This is a genomic window from Winslowiella toletana (genome assembly GCF_032164335.1).
Classification (GTDB): domain Bacteria; phylum Pseudomonadota; class Gammaproteobacteria; order Enterobacterales; family Enterobacteriaceae; genus Erwinia; species Erwinia toletana_A.
The window spans coordinates 3,784,376-3,804,408 of record NZ_CP134152.1 but is presented as its reverse complement, the minus strand read 5'-3'; the positions used below and the strand labels follow the sequence as shown (position 1 = coordinate 3,804,408).

At 51.3% G+C, this 20,033-nt stretch carries 22 protein-coding genes, 5 tRNA genes, 1 pseudogene and 1 other annotated feature; of the genes and pseudogenes, 20 read left to right on the top strand and 8 right to left on the bottom strand.

Annotated elements, in window-relative coordinates:
* Positions 1–58 precede the first annotated feature (58 nt).
* From csrA to luxS, 10 genes are all read left to right on the top strand, one after another.
* Positions 59–244: a carbon storage regulator CsrA gene (csrA, locus tag RIN69_RS17590; protein WP_026112062.1), complete on the top strand. Its 186-nt coding sequence runs from the start codon at positions 59–61 to the stop codon at positions 242–244.
* Between the two features lie 295 nt (positions 245–539).
* A tRNA-Ser gene (locus RIN69_RS17585) sits at positions 540–632 on the top strand.
* An 8-nt stretch (positions 633–640) separates the two neighbouring features.
* Positions 641–717: transfer RNA gene (locus RIN69_RS17580), tRNA-Arg, on the top strand.
* A gap of 107 nt (positions 718–824) precedes the next feature.
* Positions 825–901: transfer RNA gene (locus RIN69_RS17575), tRNA-Arg, on the top strand.
* Between the two features lie 54 nt (positions 902–955).
* Positions 956–1,032: transfer RNA gene (locus RIN69_RS17570), tRNA-Arg, on the top strand.
* 55 nt (positions 1,033–1,087) lie between these two features.
* Positions 1,088–1,164: transfer RNA gene (locus RIN69_RS17565), tRNA-Arg, on the top strand.
* Between the two features lie 216 nt (positions 1,165–1,380).
* Complete coding sequence (gene yqaB, locus RIN69_RS17560) at positions 1,381–1,947, top strand: fructose-1-phosphate/6-phosphogluconate phosphatase (protein ID WP_313853404.1); 567 nt, start codon at positions 1,381–1,383, stop codon at positions 1,945–1,947.
* Positions 1,944–2,372 carry a YqaA family protein gene (locus RIN69_RS17555; protein WP_313853402.1) on the top strand — a complete coding sequence of 143 codons (429 nt, stop codon included), beginning with the start codon at positions 1,944–1,946 and terminating at the stop codon, positions 2,370–2,372. The genes yqaB and RIN69_RS17555 overlap by 4 nt, the downstream gene beginning before the upstream one ends.
* Positions 2,373–2,444: 72 nt before the next feature.
* Entirely contained in the window at positions 2,445–4,007 is a 1,563-nt protein-coding gene (gene gshA, locus RIN69_RS17550) for a glutamate--cysteine ligase (RefSeq protein WP_313853401.1), read from the top strand.
* Positions 4,008–4,157: 150 nt separating this feature from the next.
* Entirely contained in the window at positions 4,158–4,673 is a 516-nt protein-coding gene (gene luxS / locus RIN69_RS17545; protein ID WP_313853399.1) for an S-ribosylhomocysteine lyase, read from the top strand.
* 109 nt (positions 4,674–4,782) lie between these two features.
* On the opposite strand, the gene RIN69_RS17540 is transcribed toward luxS, so the two are convergent.
* Together RIN69_RS17540 and RIN69_RS17535 are read right to left on the bottom strand one after the other, a co-directional pair.
* Positions 4,783–6,069: an HlyC/CorC family transporter gene (locus tag RIN69_RS17540; RefSeq protein ID WP_313853397.1), complete on the bottom strand. Its 1,287-nt coding sequence runs from the start codon at positions 6,067–6,069 to the stop codon at positions 4,783–4,785.
* Positions 6,070–6,094: 25 nt separating this feature from the next.
* The gene (locus RIN69_RS17535; RefSeq protein WP_052900044.1) at positions 6,095–6,883 is read right to left on the bottom strand and encodes a cytochrome C assembly family protein; all 789 of its coding nucleotides are present in this window, start codon (positions 6,881–6,883) and stop codon (positions 6,095–6,097) included.
* Positions 6,884–7,051: 168 nt separating this feature from the next.
* Between RIN69_RS17535 and ffh the strand changes: the two genes are divergently transcribed.
* The 6 genes and pseudogenes from ffh to RIN69_RS17505 form a co-directional block, all read left to right on the top strand.
* Entirely contained in the window at positions 7,052–8,413 is a 1,362-nt protein-coding gene (ffh, locus tag RIN69_RS17530) for a signal recognition particle protein (protein WP_313853395.1), read from the top strand.
* Positions 8,414–8,561: 148 nt separating this feature from the next.
* Entirely contained in the window at positions 8,562–8,810 is a 249-nt protein-coding gene (rpsP, locus tag RIN69_RS17525; RefSeq protein WP_012442365.1) for a 30S ribosomal protein S16, read from the top strand.
* Positions 8,811–8,828: 18 nt separating this feature from the next.
* Positions 8,829–9,377 (top strand): ribosome maturation factor RimM, encoded by a 549-nt coding sequence (gene rimM / locus RIN69_RS17520; protein ID WP_313853392.1) that lies wholly within the window; start codon positions 8,829–8,831, stop codon positions 9,375–9,377.
* Between the two features lie 35 nt (positions 9,378–9,412).
* Complete coding sequence (trmD, locus tag RIN69_RS17515) at positions 9,413–10,177, top strand: tRNA (guanosine(37)-N1)-methyltransferase TrmD (protein WP_313853390.1); 765 nt, start codon at positions 9,413–9,415, stop codon at positions 10,175–10,177.
* Positions 10,178–10,229: 52 nt separating this feature from the next.
* Positions 10,230–10,577 (top strand): 50S ribosomal protein L19, encoded by a 348-nt coding sequence (gene rplS, locus RIN69_RS17510; RefSeq protein WP_031374778.1) that lies wholly within the window; start codon positions 10,230–10,232, stop codon positions 10,575–10,577.
* 206 nt (positions 10,578–10,783) lie between these two features.
* Positions 10,784–11,059, top strand: a pseudogene (locus RIN69_RS17505) (GNAT family N-acetyltransferase); the annotation flags it as partial.
* On the opposite strand, the gene RIN69_RS17500 reads toward RIN69_RS17505, so the two are convergent.
* Positions 11,030–11,557 carry a GNAT family N-acetyltransferase gene (locus RIN69_RS17500; protein ID WP_313853387.1) on the bottom strand — a complete coding sequence of 176 codons (528 nt, stop codon included), beginning with the start codon at positions 11,555–11,557 and terminating at the stop codon, positions 11,030–11,032. The pseudogene RIN69_RS17505 and the gene RIN69_RS17500 sit on opposite strands and share 30 nt — an antisense overlap.
* 351 nt (positions 11,558–11,908) lie before the next feature.
* Between RIN69_RS17500 and RIN69_RS17495 the strand changes: the two genes are divergently transcribed.
* A complete protein-coding gene (locus tag RIN69_RS17495) occupies positions 11,909–12,988 on the top strand; it encodes a 3-deoxy-7-phosphoheptulonate synthase (protein WP_313853385.1) in 1,080 nt (359 codons plus the stop codon).
* A gap of 2 nt (positions 12,989–12,990) precedes the next feature.
* A complete protein-coding gene (gene tyrA, locus RIN69_RS17490; protein ID WP_313853383.1) occupies positions 12,991–14,112 on the top strand; it encodes a bifunctional chorismate mutase/prephenate dehydrogenase in 1,122 nt (373 codons plus the stop codon).
* A gap of 130 nt (positions 14,113–14,242) precedes the next feature.
* Here tyrA and RIN69_RS17485 read toward each other — a convergent pair whose 3' ends face one another.
* The 5 genes from RIN69_RS17485 to bamD form a co-directional block, all read right to left on the bottom strand.
* Positions 14,243–15,295, bottom strand: coding sequence for an ABC transporter substrate-binding protein (locus RIN69_RS17485; protein ID WP_313853381.1), 1,053 nt, complete (start codon positions 15,293–15,295; stop codon positions 14,243–14,245).
* A gap of 107 nt (positions 15,296–15,402) precedes the next feature.
* A complete protein-coding gene (gene pheA, locus RIN69_RS17480) occupies positions 15,403–16,563 on the bottom strand; it encodes a bifunctional chorismate mutase/prephenate dehydratase (protein ID WP_313853380.1) in 1,161 nt (386 codons plus the stop codon).
* Between the two features lie 22 nt (positions 16,564–16,585).
* Positions 16,586–16,710 (bottom strand) — a sequence feature (Phe leader region).
* Positions 16,662–16,709, bottom strand: a complete 48-nt coding sequence (locus RIN69_RS17475; protein WP_313857788.1) for a hypothetical protein — start codon at positions 16,707–16,709, stop codon at positions 16,662–16,664. Its footprint overlaps the feature before it by 48 nt.
* A gap of 93 nt (positions 16,711–16,803) precedes the next feature.
* A complete protein-coding gene (raiA, locus tag RIN69_RS17470; protein WP_313853379.1) occupies positions 16,804–17,139 on the bottom strand; it encodes a ribosome-associated translation inhibitor RaiA in 336 nt (111 codons plus the stop codon).
* A 268-nt stretch (positions 17,140–17,407) separates the two neighbouring features.
* Entirely contained in the window at positions 17,408–18,139 is a 732-nt protein-coding gene (bamD, locus tag RIN69_RS17465) for an outer membrane protein assembly factor BamD (RefSeq protein ID WP_313853378.1), read from the bottom strand.
* 130 nt (positions 18,140–18,269) lie between these two features.
* Here bamD and rluD point away from each other — a divergent pair, with 130 nt between their 5' ends.
* Both rluD and yfiH read left to right on the top strand, forming a co-directional pair.
* Entirely contained in the window at positions 18,270–19,250 is a 981-nt protein-coding gene (rluD, locus tag RIN69_RS17460; RefSeq protein ID WP_313853377.1) for a 23S rRNA pseudouridine(1911/1915/1917) synthase RluD, read from the top strand.
* Positions 19,247–19,978 (top strand): purine nucleoside phosphorylase YfiH, encoded by a 732-nt coding sequence (gene yfiH / locus RIN69_RS17455; RefSeq protein WP_313853376.1) that lies wholly within the window; start codon positions 19,247–19,249, stop codon positions 19,976–19,978. The genes rluD and yfiH overlap by 4 nt, the downstream gene beginning before the upstream one ends.
* Positions 19,979–20,033 lie beyond the last annotated feature (55 nt).

The window sequence follows — 20,033 nt, the reverse complement described above, 5'->3', positions numbered from 1 at the left end:
ATGGATATTGCCGGGAACTCTACAAACCCGACTCTTTTAATCTTTCAAGGAGCAAAGAATGCTAATTCTAACTCGTCGAGTTGGTGAAACCCTCATGATCGGTGATGAGGTGACTGTAACAGTGCTGGGGGTTAAGGGTAACCAGGTTCGCATCGGTGTGAACGCCCCTAAAGAAGTTTCGGTACATCGCGAAGAGATCTATCAGCGTATTCAGGCCGAAAAAACTCAGCCTACGAGTTACTAACGGATCCTGCGCCTCGCTGTTTTAGCGAGGCGCTACCGGTTTTCCTGCTATTTCCCGCGATTTCTTTTCTTTCTCAATAAAGTCACCGTCCTGTTTTTGTGAACTGCATCAGCGCTTTTTAGTTGATAAATCACTCTTTTTGTCGTCAAAGTGGTCAAATTGACTGTGATTTGTGCAAACAAACAAATAGCTCGGAAAAATTGTTTGACTTATAAGTGCGGGAAAGTAATATGTGCGCCACGCAGTGCCGATGAGCAGAAACAAGTTCAGCGGTGCAGTTCGAAAGAACGCGTATGGTGAGGTGGCCGAGAGGCTGAAGGCGCTCCCCTGCTAAGGGAGTATGCGGTCAAAAGCTGCATCGAGGGTTCGAATCCCTCCCTCACCGCCATTACTGATGCATCCGTAGCTCAGCTGGATAGAGTACTCGGCTACGAACCGAGCGGTCGGAGGTTCGAATCCTCCCGGATGCACCATACTACGAAGTAGTATTAACTACTGAGTAGCGAGAATTTCGATATCGTGTTAGCAGCGCGTATCAAGGTGAGTAGTTGGCACCCTGCGTTATACAAGAATTAGCAATGCATCCGTAGCTCAGCTGGATAGAGTACTCGGCTACGAACCGAGCGGTCGGAGGTTCGAATCCTCCCGGATGCACCATTCTCTGGTATTCCCTCAGGTCAGTCGCATTATCTCCCAAATTGCTTTTCCGATGCATCCGTAGCTCAGCTGGATAGAGTACTCGGCTACGAACCGAGCGGTCGGAGGTTCGAATCCTCCCGGATGCACCATATTGTTTAGCATTAATCAGTATCCTGCAGTCACTTTTCAACATGCTTTTCCGATGCATCCGTAGCTCAGCTGGATAGAGTACTCGGCTACGAACCGAGCGGTCGGAGGTTCGAATCCTCCCGGATGCACCATATTCCCCTGGTTTTGTTTCCTCTCCTTAACGTCTTGTCCTTCAATCCCTGTTGTTATCAGAATTCCCATACCAGCCCTGTTCTGCCCCATACACTTTTAATCTCATCGTCAATTCCCGATTGCTTTCAAAGCATTTGCTGTTAATCGCTGACAGCGACAATCCGGGCACTTTGCGATAAAGTAAAAGGCTCATTGATTCAATGGCTGGAGAGAACATGTACGATCGTTATGACGGCTTGATTTTCGATATGGATGGCACCATTTTGGATACGGAGCCGACGCATCGCAAAGCCTGGCATCAGGTGCTGGCCCGCTACGGCATGACCTTTGACGAAACGGCTATGATTGGCCTTAACGGTTCTCCCAGCTGGCGCATTGCTGAAATGATTATTGCCAGCAATAAGACAGATCTTGATCCTTATGTATTGGCGGCGGAGAAAACCGCTGCTCTCGACAAAATGTTGCTGGATTCGGTAGAGCCGTTGCCGCTGGTTGAAGTGGTAAAGGCGTATCACGGCCGACGACCAATGGCGGTCGGTACCGGCAGTGAGCATGAGATGGCCGACAGATTACTGCGTCATTTAGGTATTCGCGACTGTTTTGACGTGATTGTCGGTGCTGATGATGTTACGCGTCATAAGCCGGAACCGGATACATTCTTACTTTGCGCACAGCTGATGGGCGTCGAGCCGGGCAAATGTGTGGTGTTTGAGGATGCCGATTTTGGCCTGCAGGCGGCAAAGGCTGCCGGCATGGATGTTGTTGATGTCCGTTTACTGTGAATGAATGGCTGACCTGGGGGTCACTGTTTGCCAGTAGCTTTCTGAGTGCCACGCTGCTTCCGGGAAGTTCTGAAGTGTTGCTGGCGGCGCTGTTGATTGCCGGTAAGTCATCAGTGGTGAGCTTGATTGGTATCGCCGCACTGGGAAACACACTGGGTGGTTTGACCAATATCGTTATTGGTCGCTTACTGCCACAAAAACAGCAAGGACGATGGCATGCCACAGCAATGACGTGGTTGCACCGCTTAGGGCCAGCAGCGCTATTATTTAGCTGGCTACCGGTGATTGGCGACCTGTTATGCGTTATTGCTGGCTGGCTGCGCTTTTCGTGGTTTCCGGTAGTACTGTATCTGGCTATCGGTAAGACACTACGTTACATAGTGGTTGCGTTTGCAACCTTACAGGGCATGGAGTGGTGGCATTGATTCTCGCTGATTCAGGGCTACGGTTAACATTATGCTGAACAATAATAATTTTTCTCTGAGCGGGAGGTCAATTTGATCCCGGACGTATCACAAGCGCTTTCCTGGCTGGAAGCTCATCCCAACGCGTTAAATGGCATTGGCCGCGGTATTGAACGTGAAACGCTGCGTGTTAAACCAGATGGTCATCTGGCAACTACCGGACATCCCGACTCTCTCGGCTCAGCGCTGACCCATAAATGGATCACGACCGATTTCGCTGAGACGCTGCTGGAATTTATTACCCCGGTTGAGCAGGATATCGATCGCCTGCTGGCGTTTCTGCGTGATATCCACCGCCATGTATCACGTGATATTGGTGAAGAGCGCATGTGGCCATTCAGCATGCCGTGCTTTATCGATGAAAGCGATAATATTGAACTGGCACAGTACGGCAGTTCCAATATTGGTCGTATGAAGACCTTATATCGTCAGGGGCTGAAAAATCGCTATGGCGCGCTGATGCAAACCATCTCCGGCGTGCACTATAACTTTTCGCTGCCGCTGTCGTTCTGGCAGGAGTGGGCGGGGGTAAAAGATAGCGAGAGCGGCAAAGAGGCGATCTCTGACGGCTATTTGCGGCTGATCCGTAACTATTACCGTTTCGGCTGGATTATTCCTTATCTGTTTGGTGCCTCTCCGGCGATCTGTTCTTCATTTTTACAGGGTAAAGAGAGCAGCCTGCCGTTTGAGCGCAGCGATAAGGGCATGCTGTATATGCCTTACGCCACGTCGTTACGCCTGAGCGATCTGGGCTATACCAACAAGTCGCAGAACAGCCTTGGTATCACCTTTAACAATCTGCCGGATTACGTCACCGCGTTAAAGAACGCGATTAAAACGCCTTCAGAGCAGTATGCTGAAATCGGCCTGAAAGATAAAAATGGCGATTATTTGCAGCTGAACACCAATGTGCTGCAGATCGAAAACGAACTGTATGCGCCAGTGCGTCCGAAACGCGTGACTAAGTCGGGTGAAGCGCCCTCCGATGCGCTGCTGCGCGGCGGTATTGAATATATTGAAGTGCGTTCGCTGGATATTAATCCGTTCTCACCGATTGGCGTGGATGCCGACCAGGTGCGTTTCCTCGATCTTTTCCTGATTTGGTGTACTCTGGCTGATGCGCCGGAAATGAGCAGCGAAGAGCTGCTGTGCAGCCGGCAGAACTGGAATCGTGTCATTCTCGAAGGGCGCAAGCCGGGGCAGACTATCGGCATGGGCTGCGAAACCGCTCAGCAACCGTTGCTCGACGTGGGCAAACAACTGTTTGGCGATCTGCGTCGTGTGGCGGAAACTCTCGATGGTAATCAGGGCGATCGTCGTTATCAGGAAGTCTGCGATCAGCTGGTCGCGTCGTTTGACGATCCTGAACTGACCTATTCAGCCCGAATTCTGCATGCGATGAAGGAAAATGGCCTTGGTGGCAGCGGTCTGGCGCTGGCGGAGCAATATCGTCAGTTGCTGGCTGAAGAGCCTTTAGAAGTGTTGACTGAGCAGCAGTTTGCGCAGGAAGCCGAGCGTTCGCGAGCGAGTCAGCAGCAGATCGAAGAGAGCGATACAATAAGTTTTGAAGAATTTCTCGCCACTAAGGCGGGCTAGAAAAGAAAAAGGCCACATCACTGTGGCCAAATTAACATCTCTGTTGTCAGGGATGATGATAACAAAATGCGCGTCTTTCACTTACTCAGACGCACGGCGAGCAGAAAAGTTTCATTTATTTTTAAATTTTCTTAAACAGGAGGTGACTGTATGCCACTACTGGATAGTTTTACTGTTGATCATACGATCATGGCCGCACCTGCGGTACGCGTTGCGAAAACCATGAATACGCCGCACGGCGATGCCATCACTGTTTTCGACCTGCGTTTCTGCAAGCCGAATAAAGAAGTGATGCCGGAGCGGGGTATTCATACGCTGGAGCACCTGTTTGCTGGCTTTATGCGTAATCACCTGAACGGCGACGGTGTGGAAATCATCGATATTTCCCCAATGGGATGCCGCACTGGTTTTTACATGAGCCTGATTGGTACGCCGGATGAGCAGCGCGTTGCCGATGCCTGGAAAGCGGCGATGAGCGATGTGTTGAAAGTGACTGACCAGCGTAAGATCCCGGAACTGAACGAGTATCAGTGCGGAACTTACGAAATGCACTCGCTGGATGAAGCGCAGGAGATTGCGCGTCATATCGTTGACAGCGAAATCCGCGTCAACCATAACGACGAACTGGCGCTGCCGAAAGAGAAACTGCAAGAACTGCATATCTAGTTTTCTCTTCAGAGAAAACGGGCAGGAGCGGCGTTTTCGTCGTCTATGCCGATGATTTGCACAGGCAAAAAAGGCGACCCTGAGGTCGCCTTTTTTAATGGATGACAGATTATGAACCGACCGACTGCTTCAGCGGTTTCTGCGGAGTGATTTTGATCTGTTTGACCATATTTTCCTGCACATCAAGAATATCGATGGCGTAGCCACCTAACTGGATGGTGGTGCCAGCTGACGGTATCTCTTCCAGCGCTTCCAGCAGCATGCCGTTAACGGTACGCGCTTCCTCTTCCGGCAGGTTCCAGTTAAAGGCTTTATTCAGTTCCCGTACGTTAGTGCTGCCTTCGACCAGTACCGAGCCATCATTCTGTGGCATCACTTCTTCCGCCAGCGTCGGTGACATTGAGGTGGTAAAATCCCCGACAATCTCTTCAAGAATGTCTTCGATCGTCACCAGCCCTTTAATATCACCGTATTCATCAATCACCAGCCCGGCTTTCTTTTTGTTGCGCTGGAACTTCACCAGTTGCACATTCAGCGGCGTACCTTCCGGGACATAGTAAATTTCGTCCGCGGCGCGCAACAGATTCTCTTTGGTGAACTCTTTCTTCTCGGTCATCATGCGATAGGCTTCGCGCACGCGCAGCATGCTGATTGCGTCATCAAGCGAATCACGGTACAGCACAATGCGGCCGTGAGGCGAGTGGGTTAGCTGGCGCACAATCGCTTTCCAGTCGTCGTTGACGTTGATGCCGACAATCTCATTGCGCGGCACCATGATGTCATCAACACTGACTTTCTCCAGATCCAGTACCGACAGCAGCATATCCTGATTGCGGCTCGACATCAGGGTACGCGACTCATGCACAATGGTACGCAGCTCATCTTTGCTCAGCGCGGCGCTGATCGCGCCGTCAACTTTCATACCGACCATGCGCATCAGGATGCGCGTGATGGTATTCAGCAGCCAGACCAGCGGCAACATAATGATCTGTAGCGGCCCCAACAGCAAACTGCTGGGAAAAGCCACCTTTTCAGGGTAGACCGCCGCGATGGTTTTCGGCAGCACCTCAGCAAACACCAGTACCACAAAGGTCAGAATACCGGTTGCGATGGCGACGCCGGCATCACCGTACAGGCGCATGCCGACAATCGTCGCCAGTGAGGAGGCGAGGATATTAACGAGGTTATTACCGATCAGCACCAGGCTTATCAGACGATCGGGACGACGTAACAGCTTCTCAACGCGGCGAGCAGCACGATTTCCATTTTTCGCCTGATGCCTCAGGCGATAACGGTTGAGCATCATCATCCCGGTTTCTGAACTGGAGAAGTAGGCTGAGACGAGCACCATGATCACCAGCGTGATGATCAGGGTAGTGGTTGAAACATGTTCCAACGCAGCAATTCCTTGTGGTGAGAGGTCAGGACATGAGGTGTTGCAGGACGCGGCTACCAAAATAGGCCATGGTCAGCAACAGTGCGCCGCCGCAGTTAAACCAGACGACGCGACGACCGCGCCAGCCCTCATGATAATGGCCCCAGAGTAATACGATATAAACAAACCAGGCGATAATCGACAGCACCGCTTTGTCGACGTTTTCGCGGCTGAAAAGATCCTGCATAAAGAACAGACCGGTGCACAACACCAGCGTCAGCAACACGACACCAACCTGGGTAATGTGGAACATTTTGCGCTCAATGACCATCAATGGTGGCATATCATTGCTGAATGCGAGCTTTTTATTTTTCAGCTGATAATCGATCCACGCCAGCTGTAGCGCATACAGTGCGGCGATAATCAGCGTGGCATAAGCCAGCAGCGCCAGACCAATATGGATCATCATCCCCGGCGTGGTTTCCAGGTGTGTGATAAAGGCATTGGGAACAAATGTCGCAAACGCGAGGTTAATCAACGCAAAGCTATAGATGATCGGCAACAGCATCCAGCCACGATTGCGCGAAGCCACAATCGTCATAATGGTACAGATCAGCAAGCTGACCAGTGAGCCAATGTTCAGCAGGCTGAGATTCTGGCCACCCTCCATGCCAAATATCCGCTGCTCCAGCGCAACGCCGTGAGCAACCAATGCAACGCAGGCAGAAATAACCGCCAGACGCCGCCATGCGCTGTTTTTACGGACCAGGCTTGGGATGATCAGGGCAAGGCTGAGTGAGTAGGCGAAAAGCGCCACAATCGCGAATACGAACATAGATGTTGTCAGGTACCGGCCGTTAAGAAAAACAGCAGTATAGCGCCAGCGGCAGCATGCACCAAACGATCTCATCGCCGATTGCAGAGATCGCCATCGCTTCGTGTTATAATCCGCCGAATTGTGTCGCCTGTGCGGCCTCTCTTATACGACGTTGAGCGAGAGACAATGTTTGATAATTTAACCGATCGTTTGTCGCAGACCCTGCGCAATATCAGTGGCCGCGGAAGGCTGACCGAAGAGAACATTAAAGAAACCCTGCGCGAAGTGCGCATGGCGCTGCTGGAGGCGGACGTAGCGCTGCCGGTGGTTCGTGACTTTATTAATCGCGTCAAAGAGCGCGCGGTAGGTCATGAAGTTAATAAAAGCCTGACGCCAGGCCAGGAATTCGTCAAGATCGTTAAGAACGAACTGGTCGCGGCGATGGGTGATGAAAATAACACCCTGAATCTGGCTGCACAGCCGCCGGCGGTAGTGCTGATGGCCGGTTTGCAGGGGGCGGGTAAAACCACCAGCGTAGCGAAGCTGGGTAAGTTCCTGCGCGAGAAGCATAAAAAGAAAGTGCTGGTGGTCTCTGCTGACGTCTATCGTCCGGCGGCAATTCGTCAGCTGGAAACGCTGGCCGAACAGGTTGGGGTGGATTTCTGCCCTTCTGACCTCAGCCAGAAACCGGTCGATATCGTTAACAATGCGCTGCAACAAGCGAAACTGAAATTCTACGATGTGCTGCTGGTGGATACCGCCGGTCGTTTACACGTTGATGAAGCAATGATGGACGAAATCAAACAGGTACACGCCGCGATTAATCCGGTAGAAACCCTGTTTGTCGTCGATGCAATGACCGGTCAGGATGCGGCAAATACCGCGAAAGCGTTTAATGAAGCGCTGCCGCTGACCGGTGTGGTACTGACCAAAGTTGACGGTGATGCACGTGGTGGTGCGGCGCTGTCGATTCGTCACATCACCGGTAAACCGATTAAATTTATGGGTGTCGGCGAAAAAACCGAAGCCCTTGAGCCGTTCTATCCGGACCGTATTGCGTCGCGCATTCTCGGTATGGGTGACGTGCTGTCACTGATTGAAGATATTGAAAGCAAAGTTGACCGCGCACAGGCGGAAAAACTGGCCAGTAAGCTGAAGAAAGGTGATGGTTTTGACCTGAACGATTTTCTTGAGCAGCTGAAGCAGATGCGCAACATGGGTGGTATGGCCAGCCTGATGGGTAAACTGCCAGGTATGGGCCAGTTACCCGATAATGTGAAATCGCAGATGGATGACAAAGTTCTGGTACGCATGGAAGCGATGATCAACTCGATGACGCGTAAAGAGCGTGAGAAGCCAGAAATCATTAAAGGTTCGCGTAAACGCCGTATTGCCACCGGTTCCGGTATGCAAGTGCAGGACGTCAACCGCCTGCTGAAGCAGTTCGACGACATGCAGCGCATGATGAAGAAGATGAAGAAAGGCGGCATGGCGAAAATGATGCGCGGTATGAAAGGTATGATGCCACCAGGATTTCCTGGTCGCTAACAGGGTCCGAAATATCATAGCGTAAAAGGATAGTGAGCTTTAGATTGCTTTTTGCGCCAAAATGAGTAAAATTTTCGGGCTTTTTATATTGCAGCTGGGCCCCGTTCCTCGATGGGGCCCGGTTGTTTTATTAACTAAAGAGGATGTTATGGTAACAATTCGTTTGGCACGTCACGGCGCTAAAAAGCGTCCGTTCTATCAGGTAGTCGTAACTGACAGCCGTAATGCACGTAACGGTCGCTTTATCGAGCGCGTAGGCTTTTTCAACCCGATCGCTTCTGGTCAGGCTGAAGCACTGCGTCTGGATCTGGACCGTATTGAGCACTGGGTTGGCCAGGGCGCAACGCTTTCTGATCGCGTTAACGCGCTGATCAAGCAAGCTAAAAAAGCAGCTTAATCTGTCACGGTGGTCAACATGAGCAAGCAACTCGCCGCCCAGCCCCCTGTTAAGCCGCTTATTCTCGGCAAAATGGGTGCGGCATACGGTATCCGTGGTTGGCTCAAAGTGTTTTCCTCCACCGAAGACGCCGAAAGCATTTTTGACTATCAGCCGTGGTTTATTCAACGTGCGGGTCAATGGCAGCTTATCGAGCTGGAAGGCTGGAAGCGCCACAATCAGGATCTGATCATCAAAGTCAAAGGCATTGACGATCGTGATGCTGCAGGACTCTACACCAATTGCGAAATTGTGGTCGATTCCGAGCAATTGCCAGAGCTGGATAGCGGTGACTATTACTGGAAAGACCTTATCGGTTGCCAGGTTGTCACCACTAAAGGCTATGAGCTGGGTAAAGTCACTGAGTTGATGGAAACCGGTTCTAACGACGTTCTCGTCGTGCAGGCAAACCTGAAAGATGCCTTCGGTGCGAAGGAGCGGTTAATTCCGTTTCTTGATGAACAGGTTATCAAGAATGTCGATCTCACTACCGGCACCATCGAAGTAGATTGGGATCCTGGTTTTTGACCTCCGAACAAAGCGGTAAGCAGGCAGCTCCATCGATGTGGATTGGTATAATCAGCCTTTTTCCAGAGATGTTTCGCGCGATTACCGACTACGGGGTAACTGGCCGGGCAGTAAAAAATGGCCTGCTCAGCATTCAGAGCTGGAGTCCTCGTGATTTCACTCATGACCGGCACCGTACCGTAGACGAACGTCCTTACGGCGGCGGACCGGGAATGCTAATGATGGTTCAACCCTTACGGGATGCCATCCACGCAGCAAAAGCGGCGGCAGGAGAAGGTGCTAAGGTGATTTATCTTTCACCTCAGGGGCGCAAACTTGACCAGAATGGCGTTTGCGAACTGGCGACTAACCAGAAGTTAATTCTGGTATGTGGTCGCTATGAAGGGATTGATGAGCGCGTAATTAAAACCGAGATCGACGAAGAGTGGTCTATAGGTGATTACGTTCTCAGTGGTGGCGAGCTGCCAGCAATGACCTTGATTGATTCAGTATCCCGGTTTATTCCAGGCGTACTGGGCAAACAAGCCTCAGCCGAAGAAGATTCGTTTTCTGATGGTTTGCTGGATTGTCCGCACTACACCCGGCCTGAGGTGTTGGAAGGGATGGAAGTTCCGTCAGTTTTACTGTCGGGCAACCATGCTGATATTCGCCGCTGGCGCCTGAAACAGTCGCTGGGCCGTACCTGGCTTAGAAGACCTGAACTTCTGGAAAACCTGGCTCTGACTGAAGAGCAAGCAAGGTTGCTGGCAGAGTTCCAACAGGAATTCACCATGCACCAAAACGATGATGCGGTAGGTTAAGCGTATCGCTAACCTCCTTAAATATCAGTTTACCCAGGATAAGAGATTTATTATGAGCAACATTATTAAGCAAATTGAACAAGAGCAGATGAAACAGGACGTACCTTCATTCCGTCCGGGTGATTCCGTGGAAGTGAAAGTATGGGTCGTTGAAGGTTCTAAAAAACGTCTGCAGGCATTCGAGGGCGTGGTTATCGCTATTCGTAACCGCGGTCTGCACTCTGCATTCACTGTTCGTAAGATTTCCAACGGCGAAGGTGTTGAGCGTGTATTCCAGACTCACTCACCAGTAATCGACAGCATTACTGTTAAACGTCGTGGCGCTGTGCGTAAAGCCAAACTGTACTACCTGCGTGAGCGTACTGGTAAGTCAGCTCGTATCAAAGAGCGTCTTAACTAAGATACAGCTTACGCTGCATCCAAAAGTTAATAGCAAACAAGGGGTTGACCGACTGGTCAGCCCCTTTTTTTTTCTGGTAGTAACCGCTCAGTGCTGTCACATTAATGGCAACGACACATCCACAAACTGAGGCTTTGTATGCAGCGAATCAATCAGTACCAGCAACCCATCGGTGAAGCATTACCTGACTGGCAACCGGTGTTGTCGCCACCGCGAGCGGTGATCGCCGTTGCGAATGGAAATGTGATTCATTGAATGCCCCCTCGCGAGTGGCGGCCGAGCGTCTGGGATTTCGCTGGGAAGGACGATTTCGTCAGATGATGGCGCGCAATAATCGCAACCGCGATACGGACTGGTTGTCGATTATTGACAGCGAATGGCCAGCGATTAATCTGGCAATCAGTACATGGCTTGATCCGCAGAACTTCAGCGCAGAGGGGCAGCAGATCCATTCACTGCGCAGCCTGATGCCTGCGGCGTAAATGATAAATAGCGGTATTAACCGGGCCGCTATCGAGAATGATTAAGCCATAGCGCATATCAATAAACTCTGCGCCACTGGCTTTGGCTACCGCCCGGCTGGCAAGGTTGGCTTCTGCCGCCAGAATCTCGACGGTGTTCACTTCTGCGCATCGGAAAGCCAGCGCTGCAAGGTCGCTGACCGCCTGACGGGCAATTCCCCTACGCTGGTGACTGCTGCGAACCCAGTAGCCGATTGCCGGTAAGCTGAATTTATCGCGCGCATAGCGCAGGCCGGCTCCACCTAACAGATGACCTTCATCATCGTAAATGCCAAACTCATCCGCCTCGCCTTTACTGCGCTGCATCGCAGTAAAAGCAAACCACTCACGAGCATCCTGTTCACTGTAACCCGCATGCGCCCAGACCATCCACGGCAACAGGCTGTCCAGTGACTCATTCACCGCCTGTTCAAAAGCAGCGGCATCCTGCATCGCAAAAGGACGAAGGTGTATATTCATGATATCTCCGGCATAAATGATAGTAGGTTGTCCGCTCTGCTTTACATCATAGAAGGATGAAGGAAAGATTGCGATCGTGATGCAGGTTGCAGATTTAAAAGCGTTTTTTTCGGCTGATGCTCATGATATAAAAAACAACTGTAATTATATCTTTACGGTCCATTTCTTGGTTTGCCATGCAATAAACTATTGATTAATAAATTATTATATGAAAAAGATCGGTTGAGTTTAATTGAGTGGTAAATAAAGTGTACATATGTGGATTGCAGGCTTTACGTTATATGGTAAAGTAATCCCTACCTCATTGAGGATCTTAACGAACGCATAAACGAGTGAGAAAGGATCAGGATCATGCAAAAAGACGCGCTGAATAATGTTCATATCGCCGACGAACAGATATTGATTACTCCGGAAGAGCTGAAAAAACAGTTTCCGCTAAATGCCCAGCTGGAAGCGCAGATTGCTGCTTCCCGTCAGACCATTTCTGACATTATCAGCGGTAAAGATCATCGCCTGCTGGTGGTATGCGGACCTTGTTCAATTCACGATCCTGAAGCTGCGTTGGAATATGCCCGTTATTTAAAAGATCTCTCTGAGCAGTTGAAGGATCAGCTGTATATCGTTATGCGCGTCTATTTTGAAAAGCCTCGTACCACCGTCGGTTGGAAAGGGCTGATCAACGATCCTTATATGGATAACTCATTTGATATGGAAGCCGGTCTGCACATTGCGCGTCGCTTGTTGCTGAACCTGGTGGAAATGGGTCTGCCATTGGCGACTGAAGCGCTCGATCCTAACAGTCCGCAATATCTTGGCGATCTGTTCAGCTGGTCAGCGATCGGCGCGCGTACCACCGAATCGCAAACGCACCGTGAAATGGCCTCTGGCCTGTCGATGCCGGTTGGCTTTAAAAATGGTACTGACGGCAGCCTGGGTACGGCAATCAATGCGATGCGTGCTGCGGCAATGCCACACCGTTTTGTTGGCATCAACCAGGCGGGGCAGGTTTGTCTGTTGCAGACCAAAGGCAACCCGGATGGTCACGTCATTCTGCGCGGTGGTAAAGCACCAAACTACGGCCCGGAAGATGTTGCGCAGTGTGAAAAAGAGATGCTTCAGGCGGGACTCCGTCCATCCTTGATGATAGATTGCAGTCATGGCAACTCAAACAAAGACTATCGTCGTCAGCCCGGCGTGGCTGAGTCTGCAATAGCGCAGATCAAGGATGGCAACCGTTCAATTATCGGTCTGATGCTGGAAAGCAACATTAATGAAGGAAATCAGTCATCTGAACAGCCACGCAGCGCGATGCGCCACGGTGTTTCCGTTACCGATGCTTGCATCAACTGGGCGTCTACCGAAACGCTGCTGCGTAATATCCATCAGAATCTGGCTGGAGTGCTGACGGCGCGTCTGTCACAAGAGGTTTAATTATGGTGGCTGAACTGACCGCGCTACGCGATCAAATTGATGAAGTTGATAAAGCGCTGCTCGATCTGCTGGCCAGACGACTGGAACTGGTTGCCGAAGTTGGCGAAGTTAAAAGCCGTTACGGATTACCGATTTATGTTCCTGAACGCGAAGCTTCAATGCTGGCTTCGCGGCGTAAAGAGGCGGAAACACTGGGTGTGCCGCCTGATTTAATTGAGGATGTATTGCGTCGTGTAATGCGCGAATCCTACTCAAGCGAAAATGATAAAGGTTTCAAAACTCTCTGTCCTGAACTGCGTCCGGTGGTGATCGTCGGGGGCAGAGGGCAGATGGGGCGGCTGTTTGAAAAGATGCTGACCCTGTCGGGTTATCAGGTGAAAATTCTGGATAAGGGCGACTGGGAACAAGCAGAAGCCCTGCTCAGTGATGCGGGCATGGTAATTATCAGCGTGCCGATTCATCTGACTGAGCAAGTGATTGCCGAACTGCCAAAACTGCCGGATGACTGTATTCTGGTGGATCTGGCATCGGTAAAAAATCGTCCGTTGCAGGCGATGCTGGCGGCGCACAGTGGCCCGGTTCTGGGGTTGCACCCGATGTTTGGCCCGGACAGCGGCAGCCTGGCGAAGCAGCTGGTCGTCTGGTGTGACGGTCGTCAGCCGGAGGCTTATCAGTGGCTGCTGGAACAGATTCAGGTCTGGGGCGCGCGTTTGCACCGTATCAGCGCCGTTGAACACGACCAGAATATGGCGTTTATCCAGGCTTTGCGCCACTTCGCGACCTTTGCTTATGGTCTGCATCTGGCAGAAGAGAATGTTAATCTGGAACAGCTTCTGGCGCTGTCCTCACCCATTTATCGTCTGGAACTGGCGATGGTCGGGCGTCTGTTTGCTCAGGATCCGCAGCTGTACGCAGACATTATTATGTCTTCAGGCCGCAATCTTGAACTGATCAAACGCTATCATCAGCGATTTGGCGAAGCTATCACGCTGTTGGAGCAGGGCGATAAGCAGGCATTTATCGACAGTTTCCGCCGGGTAGAGCATTGGTTTGGTGATTATGCCAAAAGCTTCCTGGTGGAGAGTCGAACGCTGCTGCGTCAGGCGAATGACAGCCGTTTGTGACAGCGAGCCGGTTAAACGTCAAAATCGGCGCTTAGCCGCCGGATAGTCAATATGCGCAGAGTCTGGTCAGCCATCAGTGCCGGCCAAATTTTGCGCAATCTGTCAGCTGCCAGTCCCCCGCTGTCTGAGACTAGTTAAAACCCTGATAGTTACTACGATAAAAGCGTTGATACCACTGCTGCGCCAGCTTCTGCATATCAATATCGGCAAATCTCTGCGGATAGAGTTTTTTAGCCATCCAGAGTTCACCCAGTCCGATTGCTTCCGGCATCGGATAGCCCCACGCTTTGGCGTACTCTGGCATCAGATAGACCCGATGATTTTTTACCGCGTCAATCGCCTGCCATTGCTTGCTGTTGTTGATCTCTGCCGGCACCTGCGGATAGCGATCCTGAACAAAGATCACCTGTGGATTCCATTTCAGCACTTGCTCCATCGCCACTTGTTTGTAGCCTTTGACCGTTGCGGCGGCAACATTAAGTGCGCCAGCATGCGACATCATCAGGCCGGTATATTTCCCGGATCCATAGGTCGTGAGTTCGGGATTAGCCATATAGACACGAATGCGCTGCTGGGGCGCAATATCCTTTAATCGCTCAGTGATTACCGCCCGTTGCGCAAAGGCAGCCTGAATTAGATCTTCCGCCTGCTGCTGGCGATTCACCACTTTGCCAATCAGGCGGATACCGTCTTTAAGACCTTCATCGTATGCCCGATCGTCATCCTGCCACGAGGGATTCAGCTGATTCTGGTGCTGCGCATTCCCTGCATGCAGGGAAATGGCGATCACCGGGATGCCCAACTGCGAGATTTGATCAATCATCTCCTGCGGTGCGTAGTTAGTAACAAACACCACCTGCGGATGTAGCGCGACCAGTTTTTCCAGGTCGACGTGGGTTAAATCACCCAGCAATGGAATGCTGTTTAAGGCCGGTACCAGCCGCTGATAATTATCGCCCAGCTGCTGTTTCCAGTTGCTTAAAATACCAACCATGGTTTGCGTCGCATCAAGCTGAACCAGCAGATTAAGCGTCTGATGTTGTAGTACTACCACGCGATCAACCTGGTCAGGAATAGTCACTTCGCGACCTAACTGATCGGTAACCTGGCGCGAGGCCAGTGATGAAAACGACGTTAAAAGTAGAAAAAACAGTAGGCTGAAGTGCTTTACTCGTGAAGACATGATGATCACCTTATCGCTATGTAATTTATTATATAGCGATGGGCGCTCAGCGTAAATTGCTGTTTATCTCGTGGCCAGCCCTTGCACGGACTGGCCCTTATCGGAAATTATTGCGGATCGACCGGCACTACGTTTTCACCCGGATAACATCCCAACACTTTCAGCGAACGGGTGATTGGTGTCAGCTCCCGCAGCGCCTGCTGCATCTCATCAGAACGCAGATTGCCCTGCACATCGATATAGAACATCTCTTCCCATGGGTTGCCGTTAATTGGCCGTGATTCCAGCTTGCTCATTATCAGGTTGTGCTGGCGCAGCACCAGTAACGCTTCAACTAACGCACCAGCCTGCTGGCCGGTAGCCATAATCAGCGTGGTTTTCGCCGGTACCTGCGGTGATACATCAACCGGCTTACGTGCCAGAATAATGAAGCGGGTAATATTCTGTTGCTGATTAGCCAGATCGCGTTCCAGTACCTGCAAGTTATACAGCTCACCGCCCGCCTCACTGCCCAGCGCTGCTACTTTCGGCGAGTTCATCTCTGCCACTTTCTCCATCGCGGCAGCAGTGCTTTCGGTGTACTCAATTTTCCAGTGCGGGAAGCGATTAATAAACTGGCTGCACTGCTGGAATGGCTGCGGATGGCTGTAAACAGTTTCAATTTGCTGCAAATCAGTGGTGCCGGATACCAGCACGCAGTGGTTAATCGGCACGGTCATTTCACCGACGATAGACAGACTGGTCTGCTGTAGCAGGTCGTAGACATCATTGATGGAGCCGGAGCTGGTATTCTCGATCGGCAGCACGGCGTAATCGGCCTGGCCGGTCTCTACCTGATTAATGATGTCATGAAATTTCAGGCAACCGCTTTCAATAAACTGTTCAAAGTGACGCGCAGCGTAACGACGCGCGGCAAGATGTGAATAAGAGCCTTTCGGGCCGAGGAAAGCGATGCGCGCTGAATGCGCATTGGTCTGATTAAGGTGCTTTTGCAGCAGCGCCTGCTGCGTCAGCACCGAGTCTTCGATGATTTGTTGAAACAGGCGGGTGATGTAATGCGCATCAAGCTGGTGGCTCTTACCAAGGGTTATCAGATGTTCCAGCAGATTGCGCTCACGGTCGATATCACGAATCGGCCGCTGGGTTGCCATTTTTGCCTTCGCCACGTCAATTGCCAGTCCGCGGCGCTCGGCAAGTAGCGCTAATAGTTTTTCATCAACGGCGCTGATTTTATCGCGCAGGGCTAACAGAGGGTTTTCGGTGTTCATTATCGCTACCTGTCAGATATCCAAAAAAAAAGCCTCCCGTTTGGGAGGCTTTGTTGTTCGTCTTCGCATTCATTCTCACACGACGAATTGCCTCCCATTCAGGGGAAGGTAAAAAAGAATGCGAAGAAAAACGTTTGGGGTTTCATGGTGATTTCCGTAAATGTCGAACGGTTACAGTAACCGCTGCAATTTATTTCTGTCAATAAAAAACGCGCCCGCAGGCGCGTCGATAACAGCTAATTACTCTTCTTGCTCAACAACGCTCAGGTCTTTGACACTGGCCACCGCGCGGCGGGCTTCGCCTTTGTGCTGGACTTTATTCAGCTGGCGTTCCAGTTTATTAATCAAATCGTTGATTGCCGCATACATATCTTCGTTTTTAGCGCTGGCAATCAGGGGACCGTTTGGCGTGTTAATGGTAGCATCAGCGACAAATTCCTTCGGCTCTTTCGAAAGAACAATGTGCGGATTAATCAGATGGGTTTGCCACTTTTCTAACTTGGCGAGACGGTCTTCGACATGCTGGCGGATGGCCGGCGTGATATCCATTTGCTTACTGGTAATGTTCAGAACCATAGTACTTACCTCTCTGTCATTTCCGTCTTGGTGAGTCCAGCATAGCGCGAAAAACATCAAGATGTGTGATTCAAATCACGAAAATTTGTCACTTTTTGTCAATCAGCTGAAATCTGTGATGTTGGCTAATAAATCTGGCGACAGAGCTTGCCGGAGCCGGTTTAACGGGGCATTATTGACAGGTTAACCTGGCTGAAAAATGTGGCGATTGATGTTTTTATGGCCAAAAAAAAGGCAGCCAACAGGCTGCCTTTTTTGTCTCAGCAATTTACGCCGGGTTAGCTGCAATCAGCTTCGCGACTTTATCCGCTTCAGCGTTCAACTCCAGCTTACGGTAAGCATTTTCCATTAACGGCAGAGCGGCACGGGTCGCCTCAGTGTCCGGATAATCTTTCATCATCTGCTCAACGCGATTAACTACAGCGACATATGCCCCACGCTTAGTATAGAATTGCGCCACCGACAGCTCATACTTGGCCAGGCGATCTTTCAGATACACCAGACGCTTGCGTGAATCAGTAGCATACTGGCTGTTCGGATAGCCGCGCAGCAGTTGTGAGAAGTCACGGAAAGCATTACGTGCATGTTCAGGATCGCGGTCAGAACGATCAACACCGAAGAAGCCTTGCAGCGCGGAATCATCCAGCGCCATATCCGTCAGACCTCTCATGTAAATGACATAGTCGATGTTCGGATGGGTAGGATTCAGTCGCATAAAGCGATCGATTGCGGCCTGCGCCAGCGGTAAATCGGCATTTTTGTAGTAAGCGTAGATCAGATCTAGCTGAACTTGCTGGGAGTAAGGGCCGAACGGATAGCGGTTATCGAGCGCTTCCAGTTGCGTTATTGCTCCTTTAAAGTTACCGTCCTGCAGTTTTTGCTGGGCCGTAGCGTAAAGCTCAGATGGTGGACTGTCAGGAACCACATCCTTGGAGCTGGAACAACCAACCAGTGCCAGGCTCAACGTGGCTGCAGCCACCAGATATTTCATACGCGTCATGACGATTTGATTATCCTCAGAGTGTTATTGCGGAAGCTGTCCGTTAAGCTCCCTTTAGTGACCAGGTACGATAGCACATTATATTAAACGGCATCGCCGTGAAAACCCAACGTTAACGAAGAAGCTGTTTATGGCACAACAAGTACAACTCACCGCAACGGTGTCCGAATCACAACTCGGACAACGCTTAGATCAGGCTTTAGCGGAAATGTTCCCTGATTATTCACGTTCTCGCATAAAAGAATGGATCCTTGACCGTCGTGTGATGGTTAACGGCAACGTGGTCGATAAGCCGAAAGAAAAAGTGCTGGGTGGCGAAAAGGTCGCTATCAACGCTGAGATTGAAGAAGAAGCACGCTGGGAAGCGCAGGATATCGCGCTGAACATCGTCTATGAAGATGATGACATCCTGGTGATTAATAAACCACGCGACCTGGTGGTTCACCCTGGCGCAGGCAATCCTGACGGCACGGTGCTGAATGCTTTACTGCATTATTATCCGGCTATTGCCGACGTGCCTCGTGCCGGTATCGTCCACCGTCTCGACAAAGATACCACTGGTTTAATGGTGGTGGCAAAAACTGTTCCGGCGCAGACGCACCTGGTAGAAGCGCTGCAACTGCGTGAAATTACTCGTGAATATGAAGCGGTAGCCATTGGCACGATGACAGCAGGCGGTTCGGTTAACGAGCCTATCAGCCGTCACTCGACCAAGCGAACTCATATGGCGGTGCATCCGATGGGGAAACCAGCGACCACGCATTATCGTATTATGGAGCATTTCCGTGCCCATACGCGCCTGCGTTTGCGCCTTGAAACCGGCCGAACTCACCAGATCCGCGTACATATGGCGCATATCGCCCATCCGCTGGTGGGCGATCAGCTGTATGGCGGTCGTCCGCGCCCACCGAAAGGGGCATCGGATGCTTTTATCAGTACGCTGCGTCAGTTTGATCGCCAGGCGCTGCACGCAACTATGCTGCGTCTGTATCATCCAATCACCGGTATCGAAATGGAATGGCATGCTCCGTTGCCGCAGGATATGGTCGATCTTATCGACGCATTGAAAGCCGATACGGAAGAGTTTAAGGATCAGCTGGACTGGCTATGAGTGAACTGATTATTCCCGACTGGCCTGCACCGGCCAATGTGCGCGCCTGTTCAACCACTCGTTCTGGCGGCTTTAGCCATGCGCCATGGGATGCAATGAATCTGGGATCGCACGTTGGGGATGATGAGTTAACTGTGCAAGCCAATCGCCAGCGCCTCATGGCGATGGCGGAGTTACCTGCGATGCCGGTCTGGCTTGAGCAGGTACACGGCACTGACGTGCTGCGTCTGGACGGTAATGTACCGGCGTCACTGCGTGCCGATGCGGCGTGGAGCGATCGCCAGGGTACGGTTTGTGCTGCGATGACGGCAGATTGTTTACCGGTACTGTTTTGTTCTCAGGACGGCAAGCAAGTCGCTGCAGCCCATGCCGGATGGCGCGGGCTGTGTGCGGGCGTATTAGAGGCGACGCTGGCGAACTTCTCCTGTCCTGCCAGTGAAATTCACGCCTGGCTGGGACCGGCTATCGGACCCGATGCCTTTGAGGTCGGGAGCGAGGTGTACCATGCCTTTGTCTCTCAGAATCAGCAGGCTGCTGCGGCATTTAAACCCGTGGGCGAGAAGTATTATGCTGATATCTGGCTGCTGGCGCGTCAGCGCCTGGAGGCGCAGGGTATTCGTTCAGTCAGCGGTGGAGGTCTGTGTACCCTGACGCAGGCTGAACAATTTTTCTCCTTTCGACGCGATGGCGTCACCGGCCGCCTGGCAAGTTTGATCTGGCTGATATAACCTGTAGTTTCAAGACGATCCAGTTAGCGTATTTTTTCGCCTGATATTTAAGGTC